Consider the following 15,329-nt stretch of genomic DNA (forward strand, 5'->3'; position numbering starts at 1 on the left):
AGGAGGTTGGCCATGGCCATTTCGATCTCAGTGGTGCTGCTTCTGCTGGTCCTCGCAGCGATCTTCCTGCGAAACGGGGGACTCAAGATCTCGCACGCGATCGTGTGCGCCCTGCTGGGATTCCTCCTCGCGGGCACCAGCATGGCTCCCACCATCCACGAGGGGATCACCGCCACCGCGGACGTCGTCAGCGGCCTCCGGCCCTGACGCACACGTGTCCGGATCGCGGGAGAACGGCGACCCGATCGGGGTACACCGGCGCACATCACCCCACAGGGGCGTTACCGTCGTCAGGGGCCTTCGCGTGCCTCGTCGACATGGCGGGACCCCACCGGTCCTCGCCGCGCACCTGGAGAACGCACCAATGTCCTTCCCGCACCCCGGACGACAGTCGGGCGCCGCCCACCACGAGTACTGCAACAACGCCCTGTGCTGCCGCTGCCAGCAGCGGCAGTGGACGACGAAGCTCGGTGACGAACGCCTGTGCGGCCCCTGCGCGGCCTGCTGCCGGGACTGCGGGCGGGCGCCCGCACCCCATGTGGACGGACTCGACGACGGGCTCTGCGCGGAATGCCGTGGCCGATGCGGCCGGTGCCACAGCGCGCTGCCCGCCGAGGGCCCGTGTCCCTGCCGGAAGTGGCGCGAGCGCGCGGCCGGCGACCCCGTCGCATACATCCTCCAGGCCCTTCCGCAACCGCTGGTCCAGGCGCTCGGCCACCGACACCCCCGGACGGTCCACGACCTGATCCACCGCGAGCTCACCCGGCGCACCCCCGACCAGCTCCTCGAGCGGCTCGAACGCCGGTGGAACGTCCGCTGGTCACACGCCCTCCACGAGAAGGACGAGGACGGCCGGCGTCGCTGGGCACCCCAGGAGATCGCGGAAGCACTCGTGAGTCCCGGCAACTGCGGCGATCCCCAGTGCGAGGACGGCTACCTCCTCACCACCGACACGCCGTGCGGCCGGTGCCTGCGGCCCACCCACCGTTTCGTCACCTCGGTGGCCGACCGTACGGCGACCTCTGACCACGCCCGTGCCACCGCCGCGCAGATCCGGCGCGCCCTCGTGGAAGGCCGCTCCACCAAGCCGGGAAAGCGGCGGCCGACCAGCTGATCGCCCTCAGCCCTTGTCCAGAGCGCCCCGCACCAGCGCGGCGGCGAGCACGGCCGGGTCCTCGTCCCTCTCCAGCCGGGTGAGCGCGGCCGGCGTGCCGGGGAGCCCGAGTCGCTCCGCTCCCTGAAGCGCCTTCTTGTCGAGGTAGGGGGCCGTCTCCGGCCACACCGTCTGCACCTCACGCAGGAAGATGTCGGCGCCCGTGGGCCCGATCCCGGGAAAACGGCGTAGCCCGGAGCGGAGCGCGTGCACATCGCCGCCGGCCTCCCGGCGCAGACGCCGGAGGTCCCCGCCGAAGGCGTCGAGCAGCAGCAGGGCACCGTCCCCCAGCTGCGTCGCCGTACGCTCGTCGTACCTCCGGTAGCCACCCTCTCCCAGCGCGTCCACCCGCTCCTGCCAGGTGGCGTCGGCCATCCGGCGAGGGGTGCGCAGTCCGCGCGAGAACAGCGCCCGCGCGGCGGCCACCGCGATCCCGGCGCGTATCCGCGCGCTCAGCAGGTCGCTGAGGACGAGCAGCTGATACAAGGGCTGAGGCGTGTCACGCAGCCGGATGCCCGCCTCGGCCGCATACGTGGTGCCGTGCCGTTCCAGCAGCGCGTCCAGGGTCCGGCGACCGCTCACGCGAATCCGAAGATGCGGGCGATGAAGAACCCCGCGAAGACCACGGAGCCCAGCAGCACCAGACCGGCCCAGAAGGCAGGATGCTCCCAGATCCCGCCGTCGGGGCGTTCGACATGTGCTTCGCTTATGCAGCCCTCCGCCGGAGGTGTCTCTCCGGGGGGCGTGAGTGAGATAGCCATGTATCCACCATCACTCCAGGTGCCCGGCTTCGCGACAGCGGACGCCGATGGCGGCACGTGTACGTCCGTACGGAGTCCGGGCCGGGCCCCGAGCGGTGCCGGTGCCCCGGACGGGGCACCGTCTAGGAATGCCCGCAGTCGTCACACCCGAGCCCGTCGTCAAACTCGTCCAGCGCACCACCGAGCCCGCCGCGGCCCAGACCCTCAGATCGACGGCCGCCGCCGTCATCGCCTTCGCGGTGGCCCAGTCGGTCCTTCCTGAACCGCACCCGGCGCCGCTGACCGCCCCCCTCACCGCCCTCCTCGTGGTGCAGGTGACGCTCTACGCCACCCTCACCACCGGGATCCGGCGTGTGAACGCCGTTGTGGTCGGGGTGCTGATCGCCAGTGGATTCAGCTCACTGGTGGGGCTGAGCTGGTGGACCCTGGGGCTGACCATCTTCACCTCCCTCCTGATCGGACGGGTGGTGCGGGTCAACGAGTTCGTGCCCGAGGTGGCGATCAGCGCGATGCTCGTGCTCGGCGTCGCGCAGGTCGCCGACACGGCCTGGGAACGCGTACTGGAGACGCTGATCGGCGCCGGGGTGGGTCTGCTCTTCAACCTCCTGCTGGCACCGCCCGTCTGGGTCGAGTCGGCGGGTGTGTCGATCGGCGGCCTGGGGGAGCGGATGGGAAAGATGTTCCGCGCCCTGGGCGAGGAGATCGGCGGCAACCACCCGGTGCGGGAGGCAGCCGCACGCCTGCACGAGGCCCGCCGTCTGGACCACGACATCGTGGAGGTCGACGCGTCGCTGAGGCAGGCCGAGGAGAGCCTGATGCTCAACCCCCGCGTCAAGGAGGGTCTGCTCAACCGCGTCGTCCTGCGAACCGGACTCGACACGCTGGAGATCTGCGCCGTGGTGCTGCGTGTCCTGACCCGGACGCTGACCGATCTCGCCAAGGCGCGGACGGAGGAAGCGCTCTTCCCCGAGGACGTGGCCACGGACCTCCGGGAACTCTTCGGCCACATGTCGGACGCGATCGAGGGCTTCGCTCTGATGATCACCACACCGATGGCGCAGAGCGGCGAGGAGGCGGAGGAACGCCTGGCCGAAGCCCTCGTCCGCAGTCGCAGGACGCGTGACCACGTGGCCGACCTGCTGCTCGAGGACGTGCAGGAACACCCCAGGCAGTGGCAGCTGCACGGTGCGCTGCTGGCCGAGGTCGACCGCATCCTCGACGAACTCGACATCGACAAGCGCACGGAGCGACTGGCCGAGGAACTGGACCGCCGCTCGGCCGAGGCGCACGACCGCCACCCGAGGCTGCGGGCGATCTCCCGGCGGCTGCGCGGCGCCGCCCAGGCGCGGCGGAGGGAGGGTGGGTGAGGGACGTCAGCCGGTGTCCCGGCGGGACTTCTCGCCGGGCTGTGTGCGGCGCCGGTGACTGGTGTCGCACCACGGATACATCCGGCTCCTCCGGCACATGCACAGGGCGACGACGAACCGGTCGGAGACGGCCACGGTGCCGTCCGCGCACGTGACCTCCACGGGGCCTTCCACCAGGAGGGGACCGTCGTCACCGATCGTGATCCGGCAAGGGTGTTCAGAGCTGTTCGGCACGGATCACCACCAGTTCCTCCGCCGTGTCGCCCGCGCCCACCAGCCCCGTGTCCCGGAGCCATCGAAGCCGGGAACGCAGCACGGGCCCGAGGGGCACGAGCGCGCGGTCACTGACACGCGCACGCAGTCCCGCGTCGGAGAGCCGCCGCACGGTGATGTCGCTGTCGCACAGGCCGGAGTGCACGAGGAGGAGGCGGCCTCCCGGGCGCAGCGCCGCCGGGGCCGTCTCGCACATCCGGTCGAGGATCGCCCGGCCGTCACACCCCGCGTCCCAGGCCCGAGCAGCCCCGTGTCCCGGAATCCGGTCCAGGGGCGACGGCACATAGGGCGGGTTGCAGATCACCAGGTCGTAGGAACGTCCGGGCAGCGCCGACAGGAGGTCACTGCGCTGCACGGTGATGCGTCGGCGGTGCAGCAACGCGTTCAGCCGGGCCGTCGCCACGGCGCGCCGCGCGATGTCCACGGCCGTCACCCGCGCGCCCAGCCGTGCCGCGTGCAGGGCCAGGGCACCGCTGCCGGTACCGACGTCCAGAACCTCGGTCCCGGGGGTTATGCCCTCACGGTTCAGGGCGGCCACGAGCAGCCGCGTGTCGTGCTGGGGCGCGTACACGCCCGGCAGCGTCATCAAGGGAAGGGCGCGGGGGGCCTGGGCCAGATCTGCGGACATCTGTGACTCCGTTCGACGTTCCGGAGGGGAGGGTACGGACCCGGGTGGCGGTTCAGACCTTCCAGTCCGCCAGCATCCGGTCCCCGAGCCGTTCCTCGAGGTAGGAGGTGGCGGTGATGCCGAACGCGATGTCCGTCGCCATCGCGGGTTCGTCGTCGAGCAGACCGCCGATCACGTCGCGGCGCACGACCTGTTCGTGCACCGCGTCGGCCTCGACGTGCTCGGTGTAGAAGAACTCGGCCGCGGGGCCGGCGCCGTTGCGCTTCATGGCGTGGGCGAGGCGCCGCGAACCGGGGGACGAGGTGATCTCGACGGCGGCGAAGTGGCCCACCAGGGCCCCGCGCAGCCGGCGGTGCAGGCCGAACAGCGACATCACGTTCACCAGCGCCAGCATGGGGGCACAGCCCTGGTCCAGATAGCGGCCGTACGCGGTGTCGAGACCCAGATCGCTCATGAGACCGGCGAACAGCCCCGCGTGGACGCGGTCCGCGCGACCGGCGCCGAACTCGTCGTACTCGATCGCCGCCATCCCCGCCTTCGCCCGCCCGCTGAGCCGGGGCAGCACCCAGGCATGCGGGTCGGCCTCCTTGAGGTGGTACAGCGAACGCTGTATCGCGTACTCCCGCAGATGCCGCAGCTCGCCGAGGTCCTGGAGGAACCAGGAGACACCGGAACCGCGGATTGGTTCCACCAGGAGACCCTCCAGGACGCCGTCCAGCTCGTCGGTCGCGGGGACGTCGTGCCGCAGCGCCGTCAGGAAGCGGTCCTCGAGCGCGCCGCGAACCGTGAGCAGAGGAGGGTCCCACTCCAGCTCGGGACGGACACCGGCGAAGCCGCGGTAGTGCAGTTCGTAGCAGACGTACAGGGCGAGCTGCAGGTCGTCGCCGTAGGGATCGGCGTCCCGGGCGGCGCCGGGGTCCGGCAGGGCTCCGTCGTCCCGAAGGAAGGCGATCACCCCGGCGGAGAGCTCCCCGCGCGCTCGCGGGAGGGGAGGGCCTGCGCGGTGACGTGTCATGGTCCTCCTTCTGCCCCGGGTGTCCCGGAAGCCACATGGACAACCGCGATCGACTGTACGCCGAACCGCCGGGACCGGCCTGTGCTGGCTAGCTCCGTGCCGCCTTCCCACCGGTCCACTCCAGGAGGCGTTCCATGGTCCACGAGGTGACCACACGATCCACGGGGACGCCGCACTCCTCGGCCCGCGCGCAACCGTAGATCTGCCAGTCCAGCTGGCCCGGAGCGTGCGCGTCGGTGTCGATCGACAGAAGGGCACCCGACGCCACCGCCTGCCGGAGCAGGCCGCGCGGCGGATCGAGCCGTTCCGGGCGGCAGTTGATCTCCACGGCCGTCCCGGCCTCGGCGCACGCCGCGAAGACCCGTTCGGCGTCGAACAGCGACTGCGGCCTCTTCTTCCCGCCCAGGAGCCTCCCGGTGCAGTGCCCCAGGATGTCCGCGTGCGGATTGCGCACGGCCGCCAGCATGCGCGCGGTCATCGCCGCGGCGTCCATGCGCAGCTTCGAATGCACGGAGACGACCACCACGTCGAGCCGCCTCAGCACGTCCGGATCCTGGTCGAGCGAGCCGTCGTCCAGGATGTCGCACTCGATACCGGTGAGCAGACGGAAGGGCGCCCACCGCTCGTTCAGCTCCGCCACGACGGCCAGCTGATCGAGGAGCCGCTCGGTCGACAGCCCGTTGGCCACGGTCAGTCTGGGGGAGTGGTCGGTCAGCACCGCCCACTCGTGTCCCAACTCCTTCGCCGTCCGGCCCATATCGGCGATCGGGCTGCCCCCGTCGGACCAGTCGGAGTGCAGGTGGCAGTCGCCCCGGAGCGCGGCGAGGAGGGACTCACCGCCCGCGGCCAGGGGCGTCGACGCCTCCTCCTCCAACGCCTCGAGATACGCGGGCGTCGCGCCCTCCACGGCCTCACGGATCACCTTGGCCGTCTTCGGCCCGATGCCGCGCACGGACTCCAGCGAACCGCGCCTCACCCGGTCGTCGATCTCCTCACCGTCCATCGAACCGATCGCGTCCGCCGCCGTACGGAACGCCTTCACCCGGTACGTGGCCGCCTGGGACCGCTCCAGGAGGAACGCGATACGCCGCAGGGCGTCTGCCGGATCCACGGTCAGGGCCGAGCCGTGTGCTGCGGATGCCCACGCGTACGGCGGACCTCCTTCATCTGCGCCTCGTAGAGATGGCGCCGCCCTCCCACGAGTTCCTGCCGCACCCGCTCCTCGACCTCCACGAACGGCCGGTAGTACGTGTCGTCGTACGCCTCGACGAGCTGGAAGGTCCAGCAGCCCGGGATGACGTTGCGGCCCACGATCTCCCGCTCCACCAGGTCGGCGTGCTCCGGGTGGCCACCCATCCGCAGCAGTTCGACCGCTCTGTCCAGCGTCAGGTCCGCGCCGCCCATGAGCTGATGGAACCCGTAGAGCTGCCCCCGGGCACGCTCCACCTTCTCCAGGGCCTCGGACAGCGCTCCGAGCGCCTCGACGGTCGTGTCCCCCGTCCCGGGCGGCCGTACGTGCTCTTCATCGGGCCCACCGCTCTCACTCATGCATACGACTGTGCACGCGCAGCCCGCGGCACGTCGGTCCTGGACGCCGAAAGGGTGAGGGCCCTCCTGCCCCGGCCATCCTTCGAGATGCGCCGGAACCGAACCTGGCCAGACTGGATTCCATGGCAGAGAACAGGCCCGCCCGGTCGGGACAGACGGCGAAAAGGGCAGCGAAGAAGACAGCGAAGAGGGCGGCCCCCCGCTCGTCGGCCCGGCGCGGTCCCGAGGACGCTGCCCACGCCGCCTGCGAGAGCCTGGAACGGCTGATCTGCCACGCCGCGGAGGGCGTGTCCGCAGTGCGGCGGAAGGACGACGGATGGTGCGTCGTCGTCGACGTGCTGGAAGTCCCCCGCATCCCCGACACCACGAGCCTGCTCGCCTCCTACGAGGTGCAGATCGACGAGCGGGGCGAACTCATGGAGTACAGCAGGGTCCGCCGGTACCGGCGCGGCTCCGCAGACGAATGATCCGCTCGCCTCTCACCCGGAAGGACCCTTCATGACCACGACCATGTACGCCGACGAAGTCGCCCCGTGCCCGCCGAGGGCCGGCACGCTCTACGACGTTCTGGAACTCATCCTCGACCGCGGCATGGTCATCGACGTGTTCGTCCGGGTGTCGCTCGTGGGGATCGAGATCCTCAAGATAGACGCGCGCATCGTCGTCGCCAGTGTGGACACCTACCTGCGCTTCGCCGAGGCCTGCAACCGCCTCGACCTGGAGCGTGACTCGGGCAGCACCACCATTCCCGAACTGCTCGGCGGACGAGCCGCCAAGTCGGTCGGCAAGCGCAAGGTGCGCCAGGCGGCGGAGTCCGTCGGCGACACCGTGCGCAAGGCGGTGGGGGGCGACGACGACGAGGACGACGACGGGAACGAGCGGCCGAAGAAGCGCCGGGCCCCCGCACGCGACGGATCGAGCCGGCGCCGACGCGTGGAGGCATGATCCGTGTCCGGCAACGATGTGTACGTCTACGCGATCATTCCGGCGGGGCAGGCGCTCCCGCCCGGCGCGGTGGGGGTGGGAAGCCCGGCCGCCGCGCTGCGGCTGGTGGACGAGGGACGGGTCACCGCGGTGGTGAGCGCCGCCCCGCCACAACTGCGCGCCAGACGAAGAGATCTGATGGCGCACCAGGAGGTCCTGCAACGCCTCACGGACACGGGCCCCGTCCTGCCCATGCGCTTCGGGACGGTCGCACCGGACGACGAGTCGGTACGTGCCCAGCTGGCCCGATCGCAGGCGGAGCACCGCGCCACGCTGAGCCACCTGCGCGGCGGCGTCGAGTTCAACCTCAAGGCGCTCCCCGCCCAGGACGCGCTCGCCGCCGTCGTCGCCGAGGAGAAGAACGTGCGAAGGCTGCGCGAGGCGGTGCGCAGGCGTCCCGGGTACGAGGCGAACGTCAGGCTCGGTGAGGCCGTGTCCGCCGCCCTGTCCCGTCGTGCGGCCGAGGCCGGGAGGAAGATCCTCCACGAGCTCACCCCCCTCGCCCGTGAGACGGCCCCCGGTCCCGAGGTCCACGGGTGTGTACTCAACGTGTCCTTCCTCGTCGACCGGAGCCGCGGCGACTCCTTCCGGACCACGGTGCAGCGGTTCGCCGACAGACATCGCGACCACCTCGAACTCCGGGTGGCCGGGCCGCTGCCCTGCTACAGCTTCGTCTCCTCCCGTCCTCAGCGGACGCCTGTGGCGGGGGGCTGACATGGGACTGCTCTCCGGCGTGCTCCTGCTCCCGCTGGCGCCGGTCCGCGGCGTCATCTGGGTCGCGGAGAAGGTGGAGGACGTCGCCGACCGCGAACTCCACGACCCGGGCGTGATCCGGGCCCGGCTCGCCGAGCTGAACCAGGAGCTTGAGGACGGCAACGTCGGCCTGGAGGAGTTCGAACGGGAAGAGGAGGAGCTGCTCGACCGGCTCCATGCCGGAACGGTCCGCTCCTCACCGAACCATCGAAGGTGACTCACTCATGGAAGATCAGACCAAGGTGACGCTCGCGGCAGCCGTGGTGGGCGGATACGTACTGGGCCGCACGAAGAAGGGCCGTCTCGCGCTCTCCATCGCGACCTATCTGGCGGGCAGGCGCTTCGGCCTCGAACCGCGACAGATCGCCGCCGAAGGCGTGCGCCGACTGAGCGAAATGCCGCAGTTCGCCGAGCTGCAGGACCAGCTGAAGGGCGAAGTCCTCGAATCCGGCAGGAAGGCTCTGACGGCCGCGGCGGACCGCGGCATGAACTCGCTGGCTGACGCACTCAGCGACCGTACGGCCCGGCTCGGGGCGCCGGAGGAGGGGGAAGAGGAGGAGAACGAGGAGCACGAGGGCGAGTACGAGGACGAGGAGGAGCCCGAGGACGAGGAGGGCGACGAGTACGAGGAGGAGGACGAGGAACCGGAGGAACCCGAGGAGGAGGACGAGGAAGAAGAGCCCGAAGAGGAAGAGGAGGAGGAGTCCGAGGACGAAGAGCCGGAGGAGCCTCGACGGACCAAGTCCTCCGACGGGGCTTCGGGGCGCGGTGCCGGACCGAAGCCGGCCAAGAAGCAGCCGGCGGCCAAGAAGGCCCCGGCCAAGAAGGCGCCTGCGAAGAAGGCCGCGGCGGAGAAGCCGGCCGCGAAGAAATCGGCGCCTCCGAAGAAGACGGCAGCCAAGAAGTCCGCACCGGCGAAGAAGGCGGCGGCCAAGAAGGCGCCCGCGAAGAAGGCCGCGTCCGCTTCCAAGAAAACGGCAGCCAAGAAGTCCGCACCGGCGAGGAAGGCGGCGGCCAAGAAGGCGCCCGCGAAGAAGTCGGCGGCCCGGAAGGCCACTTCGGCCAAGAAGACGACGTCATCGAAGCGAACCGCGTCCAAGCGCGGCGAACGGCGGAGGTAGGCAGCCATGGCCAGGACGGACAAGGACGAACCCGAGGCGGGCGAGTCGGGTATCGACCGGCTTCGCGGGGAGTTCACGAATTTTCTGGGTGCGCAGACGGACAAACTCGCCCAGAAGGCAGGTGACAAGCTGACCGGTCTCACGGGTCAGCTGACCGACATCGCGGACAACGGCGGTTCGCTGCCGTCGATCGCGTCCCGCGTCATGCAGGGCGAATCCCCGGCCAAGGCCTTCGTCTCGGAGAAGGCCGGAAACGTCAAGGACAAAGTCGTGGACAAGGCGAAGGAAGCCTTCGGGGGCGGGAAGGGCAAGAGCCAGTCCGGCGGGGGCAAGTCCATGAACATCATCGAGGTCCTCGATGTGGGAGTGCCCCTCCGTGACGCGTACGACCACTGGACGCGGTACGACAAGTTCGGCAGTTTCACCAAGGGCGTCCAGAGCGTCTCCATGGACGAGGAGATGTCGAGCGACTGGAAGGTCAAGATCGGACCGTCCTCGCGCGGCTTCAAGGCGACGGTCCAGGAGCAGGTGCCCGACGACCGCATCGTGTGGACCTCCGAGGGCGCCAAGGGCTCGACGCGTGGCTGCGTCAGCTTCCACGAACTGGCGCCGAGCCTGACCCGGATCGTCCTGGTGATCGAGTACTACCCCTCCGGATTCTTCGAGAAGACGGGGAATCTGTGGCGTGTGCAGGGCCGTCGTATGCGGCTTGACTTCAAGCACTTCCAGCGCTTCGTGACGCTCACCGATGAGGAGCCCGAGGGCTGGCGTGGTGAGATCCGCGACGGTGAGGTCGTGGTGACGCACGAAGAGGCAATGGAGAAGGAGGAAGCCGAGAGCGAGGAGTCCGACGAGTCCGACGACTCCGAGGACTCCGAGGACGAGGAGTACGAGGACGAAGCGGGGCCGGAGGACGACGAAGACGAAGACGAGGAAGAGGAAGAGGAAGAGGAGGACTACGAGGACGAGGAAGAGGAAGAGCCCGACGAAGACACCGAGGAGGACTACGAGGACGAGGAGGACGAGGAGGAGGAACCGGAAGAGGAGGAAGAGGAAGAGGAAGAACCCGAGGAAGAGGACGAGGAAGAAGAGGAAGCCGCCCCCAGGAAGCGACGGGGCCGAAGGGCGTCAAGGTGACCGATCTCGACTTCGGGCCGGAGGCCTACCCCATTCCGGGGCCGCCGAACAGCAGCCTCGCCGACATCCTCGAACGCGTCCTCGACAAGGGCATCGTCATCGCCGGGGACATCAAGATCGACCTTCTCGACATCGAGTTGCTCACCATCCGCCTGCGTTTGTTCGTTGCGTCGGTCGACACCGCGAAGAAGGCCGGAATCGACTGGTGGGAGACGGATCCCGCGCTGAGTTCGCGCGCCGCCCAGAACTCCCTGCTGGACGAGAACCGCGCACTGCGTGAGCGTCTGGACGCGCTCGAGGCGAAGACCGGTGAGAAGGAAGAGACGTCGGACCGCACATGAACAAGGAGAATCGAGCCAGATGACGGACCGGGAAACCGAACAGGTCTCGGCTGAAAGCGCCCTCTACGTATTCGCGGTGTGCAGGCTGCCCGATCCGACGGCTTTCGCGGGCCTTCCGGGAGTCGCGGTGGGCGAGGCGCTGCGCCGGCTGCGGTTCGGTGAGCTGACCGCGATCGTCCAGACCGTCCGGGCGGCCGACTTCACGGACGAGGCGTGGCAGGCGCGTATGGCCGACCGGGGCGAGCTCGAACGGTACGCACGTGCGCACCACGACGTGGTCTCGGCAGCCGCCGCGTCCTGCCCCACGGTGCCGCTCCCCATGGCCACGCTCTACCACGGCGAGGAGCGGGCCCAGCAGGCGCTCCTTGCCGAGACCGAGCGCTTCCTGGCCGCTCTGCGGCGCACCGCTGATCACTCCGAGTGGGGGGTGAAGGTCTACACGGCCGCGCCCGCGGTATCGGTCCCGGCCCGGACCCGCCCGGCGACATCGCCCGGAAGTTCCCGCCCCACGCCGGGAGCGGGCCTCGCCTACCTGGAGCGAAAACGAGGAGCGCAGGCGCGGCGCGAACGGCGGCACGAGGACTCCCTCCGGCTCGCCGAGACGGTGGATGCCGCGTTCCAGGGCCTTGCCGCCGCAGGACGCAGACTGCGGCTCCACGTTCCTGAAACGACCGGAACGAGCCACGTCCAGGTGCTCAACGCTACGTACCTGGTGGCGGAGCACCGAGCGGCCGAACTCGGACCCCTCACCCGCGCGCTGCAGGAATCGACCGGTGCCCGGATCGACGTCTCGGGTCCCTGGGTGCCGTACTCCTTCGTCGGTGAGGTGTGATGGAACGCGAGGTGGTGCCCTGGGACAATCCCGAACCCTTGCGTGGCCCCGTCGGGGTCCCTCTGGTCGACCTGCTGGACCGGGTCCTGGCGACCGGGGTGGTGGTCAGCGGTGATCTGGTGATCGCGATCGCGGACGTGCCCCTCGTGCGGCTGTCGCTCCACGCCCTGCTCTCCTCGGTCAACGAGAGGGTTCCGGCCCCCTGGGCGGACGGAGGCCCGCTGTGACCGGCTCACGACTGGACGTCGACTCGGGCGAGCTGGGGCGTGACCTGGTGGCCCTGGTGCTGACGGTGGTGGAACTGCTGCGGCAGCTCATGGAGCGGCAGGCGATCCGCCGCATCGACCAGGGCGACCTCACCGACGGCCAGGTGGAGGAGATCGGTACGACGCTCATGATGCTGGACCAGCGGATGGCGGAGCTCTGCGAGCAGCACGGGGTGCGCCCCGAGGATCTCAACCTCGACCTCGGACCGCTCGGCTCACTGCTGCCCCGCGAGTGACGTACGCCGACCGGGCTGGCCCGACGGTGGGCCGCACGGCCGTGCGTGCAGCAGCGATCAGGGCATATGCTCATATATACGCACACTCTTCGCGCGCGGCATCGTGACCGGAGGCAGTCATGATCATCGTTGGGGCCATCCTTCTGATTCTCGGTCTGGTGACAGGACTCGGGGTCCTGTGGACCATCGGCATCATTCTTCTGGTGGTCGGGCTCGCCCTCTGGCTCCTCGGGGCTGTGGGGCATGCGGTCGGCGGCCGTCGCCACTACTGGTGATCCCGCCGGAGGCACGTTTGGGGCGGGGGTGACCGGGCATGGGGGGAGTGGTGCGGGAGCGCTCCCACACCGATCGACGAGTCCCCCCACCTCCACGAGAAGGAGATCACGGAATGAGGAAAAATTGTCATGAGCGCGTCAGTTTAGTCGGTTGGGCGCGGCGCGTCGGTGGCGTGTGCGTCGCCGCCGTCCTCTGTCTGCTCCCCTGGACGGGCACCGCGAGCGCCCACGGTTCCGTCGTCGACCCCGCTTCCCGCAACTACGGCTGCTGGCTGCGCTGGGGCGACGACTTCCAGAACCCGGCCATGGAGCAGGAGGACCCCATGTGCTGGCAGGCCTGGCAGGCCGACCCGAACGCCATGTGGAACTGGAACGGCCTGTACCGCAACGGCTCGGGCGGCGACTTCCCCGCGGCCGTGCCCGACGGGCAACTGTGCAGCGGTGGCCGCACGGAGAGCGGACGGTACGACTCGCTCGACTCCGTCGGTGCGTGGAAGACCACGGACATCACCGATGACTTCACCGTGAAGCTGTACGACCAGGCCAGTCACGGCGCGGACTACTTCCAGGTGTACGTCACCCGGCAGGGATTCGATCCTGCCGCGGAGGCGCTGACCTGGAGCGACCTCCAACTGGTCGCCGAGACCGGCCGCTACGCGCCGAGCCAGAACTACGAGATCCCCGTGACCACCTCGGGGCTCAGCGGCCGGCACGTGGTCTACACGATCTGGCAGGCGTCGCACATGGACCAGACGTACTTCCTGTGCAGTGACGTGAACTTCACCTGACCCGCCCCCGGCGCGTTGCCCCGCCGGCCGCTCCACGTCCGGCGGGGCGTACGACGACCCGCTGCACGAGCGCCCGCAGGTCCGCCAGATGATCGATTGGCGGTGCCGACGGGCCCGTCCTAACGTCGATGAGTGAGCTTTTCCGCTCACTCGTCGACGGTTTGGCATCGAGCACCATGACTGGATCCCGAGCTGAATCCGCGCAGGTCGCCGACTCCCCGGAACGGGGGCACGGCAAGGGGATCGCGCTGCTCATCATCGCGTCATGCCAGTTGATGGTGGTTCTCGACATCACCATCGTGAACATCGCCCTGCCGCACATCCAGTCCTCGCTCGGCTTCTCGACCGAGAACCTGTCGTGGGTGATCAACGCCTACACCCTGACGTTCGGCGGGCTGCTCCTTCTCGGCGGCCGGCTGGGCGACATACTCGGGCGCCGCAGGGTCTTCGTCTTCGGCGTGCTGCTGTTCGTCCTGGCCTCCCTGCTGGGCGGCCTCTCCCAGGAGTCCTGGCAACTGCTCGCCGCGCGTGCGCTGCAGGGCGTCGGTGGTGCGATCGCCTCACCGACCGCACTCTCCCTCATCACCACGACCTTCCGGGAAGGGCCCGAGCGCAACCGGGCGTTCGGGGTGTTCGCCGCCGTGTCCGCGGGCGGGAGCGCGATCGGCCTGCTCGCGGGCGGCGTGCTCGTGGAGTGGCTCGACTGGCGTTGGGTCTTCTTCGTCAACGTCCCCATCGGGCTGCTGATCGCTTTCGCGACGCCCCGGTTCATCAAGGAATCCCAGCGCCACCCCGGCCACTTCGACCTTCTGGGTGCCCTCACCTCCACACTGGGCATGGTGCTGCTCGTCTACGGTTTCATCCGGGCGTCCGAGGACGGGTGGACCGATGTCCTGACCATCGGTGCCTTCGCGGGCGCGGTGGTCTTCATGGCGGTCTTCCTGACCGTGGAGCGCCGGTCGAGGCAGCCCATCACGCCGCTGCACATGTTCCGTGACCGCAACCGGGCCGGGGCCTACGGGATGATGCTCAGCCTGGCCGCGGCGATGTTCGGCATGTTCTTCTTCCTGACGCTCTTCGTGCAGAACATCCTCGACTTCAGCCCGTTGCGGGCGGGGCTGGCCTTCCTGCCGGTCAGCGTGATCATCGCGATCAGCGCGGGACTCGCCTCACAACTGCTGCCCCGGTGGGGGCCCAAGCCTTTCATGGTCACGGGTGCGATCCTGGCCGCGGGAGGGCTCGCGTGGCTCACGCAGACCGATGTCAACAGCACCTACCTGGGCAGCATCCTCGGCCCCATCCTCGTGTTCGGTTCCGGTATGGGCATGCAGTTCGTGTCCCTGACGCTGATGGCCGTCTCCGGGGTCGAGCCCAGAGAGGCGGGGGCCGCGTCCGGCGTGCTCAACGCCACCCAGCAGGTGGGCGGTTCCCTGGGGCTGTCCATTCTGGTCACGGTCTTCGGAACGGCCAGCCGTAACGAGGCGATGGACCAGATACCCCGTTTCCTGGCCGAGGCCACCCCGGCTCAGCAGCTGCGGTTCCGTCGGACGGGCGAGCTGCCCGCGCCGTGGGGTGACCAGGTGCTGGCCTCGGGCGTCTCCACCGCCTTCGTCGTCGCCGCCGTGATCGCCGGCGTCGCGGCACTGATCGCTCTGTTCGTCATACAGGTGCGGTCCTCCGACCTGGAACGACTGCGCGGCGGAGGGGTTCCGGTGCCGGTGGACGAGCCGGAGGACGCCCTCGACGGCGCGGCGGGGGACCGCCCGGGGCACGGCGGTACGGACGGACCCCGGGGTCCCGCGGTCCCGCCCCACAATCGGGGCGGTTCCCCTCCGCCCGGATAGGGCCGGA

The 15,329-nt window shown here is 69.7% G+C and carries 23 protein-coding genes; 16 read left to right on the top strand and 7 right to left on the bottom strand.

The genetic code is table 11. The annotated features are described in order from the left end of the window. Nucleotides 1–12 precede the first annotated feature (12 nt). Together IA22_RS0126190 and IA22_RS0126195 are read left to right on the top strand one after the other, a co-directional pair. The gene (locus IA22_RS0126190; RefSeq protein WP_014152412.1) at nt 13–207 is read left to right on the top strand and encodes a hypothetical protein; all 195 of its coding nucleotides are present in this window, start codon (nt 13–15) and stop codon (nt 205–207) included. Between the two features lie 157 nt (nt 208–364). Further along, nucleotides 365–1,114 (top strand): hypothetical protein, encoded by a 750-nt coding sequence (locus IA22_RS0126195; protein ID WP_014152411.1) that lies wholly within the window; start codon nt 365–367, stop codon nt 1,112–1,114. Between the two features lie 6 nt (nt 1,115–1,120). Here the strand turns inward: IA22_RS0126195 and IA22_RS0126200 are convergent, their stop codons facing one another. Together IA22_RS0126200 and IA22_RS0126205 are read right to left on the bottom strand one after the other, a co-directional pair. Next, the gene (locus IA22_RS0126200; RefSeq protein WP_030125038.1) at nt 1,121–1,735 is read right to left on the bottom strand and encodes a hypothetical protein; all 615 of its coding nucleotides are present in this window, start codon (nt 1,733–1,735) and stop codon (nt 1,121–1,123) included. Beyond that, a complete protein-coding gene (locus tag IA22_RS0126205) occupies nt 1,732–1,914 on the bottom strand; it encodes a DUF6480 family protein (RefSeq protein ID WP_014152409.1) in 183 nt (60 codons plus the stop codon). The genes IA22_RS0126200 and IA22_RS0126205 overlap by 4 nt, the downstream gene beginning before the upstream one ends. Nucleotides 1,915–2,042: 128 nt before the next feature. Between IA22_RS0126205 and IA22_RS0126210 the strand changes: the two genes are divergently transcribed. Continuing rightward, nucleotides 2,043–3,281: an FUSC family protein gene (locus tag IA22_RS0126210; RefSeq protein ID WP_015580093.1), complete on the top strand. Its 1,239-nt coding sequence runs from the start codon at nt 2,043–2,045 to the stop codon at nt 3,279–3,281. A 6-nt stretch (nt 3,282–3,287) separates the two neighbouring features. On the opposite strand, the gene IA22_RS0126215 is transcribed toward IA22_RS0126210, so the two are convergent. The 5 genes from IA22_RS0126215 to IA22_RS0126235 form a co-directional block, all read right to left on the bottom strand. Next, nucleotides 3,288–3,515: a CDGSH iron-sulfur domain-containing protein gene (locus tag IA22_RS0126215; RefSeq protein WP_014152407.1), complete on the bottom strand. Its 228-nt coding sequence runs from the start codon at nt 3,513–3,515 to the stop codon at nt 3,288–3,290. Next, the gene (locus IA22_RS0126220; protein WP_015580095.1) at nt 3,499–4,182 is read right to left on the bottom strand and encodes a HemK2/MTQ2 family protein methyltransferase; all 684 of its coding nucleotides are present in this window, start codon (nt 4,180–4,182) and stop codon (nt 3,499–3,501) included. The genes IA22_RS0126215 and IA22_RS0126220 overlap by 17 nt, the downstream gene beginning before the upstream one ends. A gap of 52 nt (nt 4,183–4,234) precedes the next feature. Then, nucleotides 4,235–5,197, bottom strand: a complete 963-nt coding sequence (locus IA22_RS0126225) for an iron-containing redox enzyme family protein (protein ID WP_030125039.1) — start codon at nt 5,195–5,197, stop codon at nt 4,235–4,237. Nucleotides 5,198–5,285: 88 nt separating this feature from the next. Next, complete coding sequence (locus tag IA22_RS0126230; protein ID WP_030125040.1) at nt 5,286–6,308, bottom strand: PHP domain-containing protein; 1,023 nt, start codon at nt 6,306–6,308, stop codon at nt 5,286–5,288. Nucleotides 6,309–6,310: 2 nt separating this feature from the next. Continuing rightward, a complete protein-coding gene (locus IA22_RS0126235; protein WP_030125041.1) occupies nt 6,311–6,745 on the bottom strand; it encodes a hypothetical protein in 435 nt (144 codons plus the stop codon). Between the two features lie 122 nt (nt 6,746–6,867). On the opposite strand from IA22_RS0126235, the gene IA22_RS0126240 reads away from it, so the two are divergent. The 13 genes from IA22_RS0126240 to IA22_RS0126300 all read left to right on the top strand — a co-directional run bounded on the left by IA22_RS0126240 (nt 6,868) and on the right by IA22_RS0126300 (nt 15,322). Continuing rightward, complete coding sequence (locus IA22_RS0126240) at nt 6,868–7,212, top strand: gas vesicle protein GvpO (RefSeq protein ID WP_014152402.1); 345 nt, start codon at nt 6,868–6,870, stop codon at nt 7,210–7,212. Between the two features lie 31 nt (nt 7,213–7,243). Next, entirely contained in the window at nt 7,244–7,690 is a 447-nt protein-coding gene (gvpJ, locus tag IA22_RS0126245) for a gas vesicle protein GvpJ (RefSeq protein ID WP_015580100.1), read from the top strand. 3 nt (nt 7,691–7,693) lie between these two features. Continuing rightward, on the top strand, nt 7,694–8,443 hold the full coding sequence (locus IA22_RS0126250) for a GvpL/GvpF family gas vesicle protein (RefSeq protein WP_030125042.1): 750 nt from the start codon (nt 7,694–7,696) through the stop codon (nt 8,441–8,443). A gap of 1 nt (nt 8,444) precedes the next feature. Next, entirely contained in the window at nt 8,445–8,699 is a 255-nt protein-coding gene (locus IA22_RS0126255; protein ID WP_030125043.1) for a gas vesicle protein GvpG, read from the top strand. 7 nt (nt 8,700–8,706) lie between these two features. Continuing rightward, entirely contained in the window at nt 8,707–9,603 is an 897-nt protein-coding gene (locus IA22_RS0126260; protein WP_030125044.1) for a histone H1-like repetitive region-containing protein, read from the top strand. 6 nt (nt 9,604–9,609) lie between these two features. Continuing rightward, nucleotides 9,610–10,740: an SRPBCC family protein gene (locus tag IA22_RS0126265; RefSeq protein WP_030125045.1), complete on the top strand. Its 1,131-nt coding sequence runs from the start codon at nt 9,610–9,612 to the stop codon at nt 10,738–10,740. Further along, nucleotides 10,737–11,081 carry a gas vesicle protein gene (locus IA22_RS0126270; protein ID WP_015580104.1) on the top strand — a complete coding sequence of 115 codons (345 nt, stop codon included), beginning with the start codon at nt 10,737–10,739 and terminating at the stop codon, nt 11,079–11,081. Before IA22_RS0126265 ends, IA22_RS0126270 begins: the two co-directional genes overlap by 4 nt. A 19-nt stretch (nt 11,082–11,100) precedes the next feature. After that, nucleotides 11,101–11,913, top strand: coding sequence for a GvpL/GvpF family gas vesicle protein (locus IA22_RS0126275; RefSeq protein ID WP_015580105.1), 813 nt, complete (start codon nt 11,101–11,103; stop codon nt 11,911–11,913). Continuing rightward, the gene (locus IA22_RS0126280) at nt 11,913–12,140 is read left to right on the top strand and encodes a gas vesicle protein (RefSeq protein ID WP_014152394.1); all 228 of its coding nucleotides are present in this window, start codon (nt 11,913–11,915) and stop codon (nt 12,138–12,140) included. The genes IA22_RS0126275 and IA22_RS0126280 overlap by 1 nt, the downstream gene beginning before the upstream one ends. Continuing rightward, nucleotides 12,137–12,415 carry a gas vesicle protein K gene (locus IA22_RS0126285; protein WP_014152393.1) on the top strand — a complete coding sequence of 93 codons (279 nt, stop codon included), beginning with the start codon at nt 12,137–12,139 and terminating at the stop codon, nt 12,413–12,415. The genes IA22_RS0126280 and IA22_RS0126285 overlap by 4 nt, the downstream gene beginning before the upstream one ends. Before the next feature lie 119 nt (nt 12,416–12,534). Further along, nucleotides 12,535–12,690, top strand: coding sequence for a DUF6131 family protein (locus tag IA22_RS37200; protein ID WP_014152392.1), 156 nt, complete (start codon nt 12,535–12,537; stop codon nt 12,688–12,690). Between the two features lie 113 nt (nt 12,691–12,803). After that, the gene (locus IA22_RS0126295) at nt 12,804–13,478 is read left to right on the top strand and encodes a lytic polysaccharide monooxygenase auxiliary activity family 9 protein (protein ID WP_030125046.1); all 675 of its coding nucleotides are present in this window, start codon (nt 12,804–12,806) and stop codon (nt 13,476–13,478) included. A 176-nt stretch (nt 13,479–13,654) separates the two neighbouring features. Beyond that, nucleotides 13,655–15,322 (top strand): MFS transporter, encoded by a 1,668-nt coding sequence (locus tag IA22_RS0126300; protein WP_030125047.1) that lies wholly within the window; start codon nt 13,655–13,657, stop codon nt 15,320–15,322. Nucleotides 15,323–15,329: the final 7 nt, after the last annotated feature.

This window comes from Kitasatospora papulosa, from assembly GCF_000717245.1.
Classification (GTDB): Bacteria; Actinomycetota; Actinomycetes; order Streptomycetales; family Streptomycetaceae; genus Streptomyces; species Streptomyces papulosus.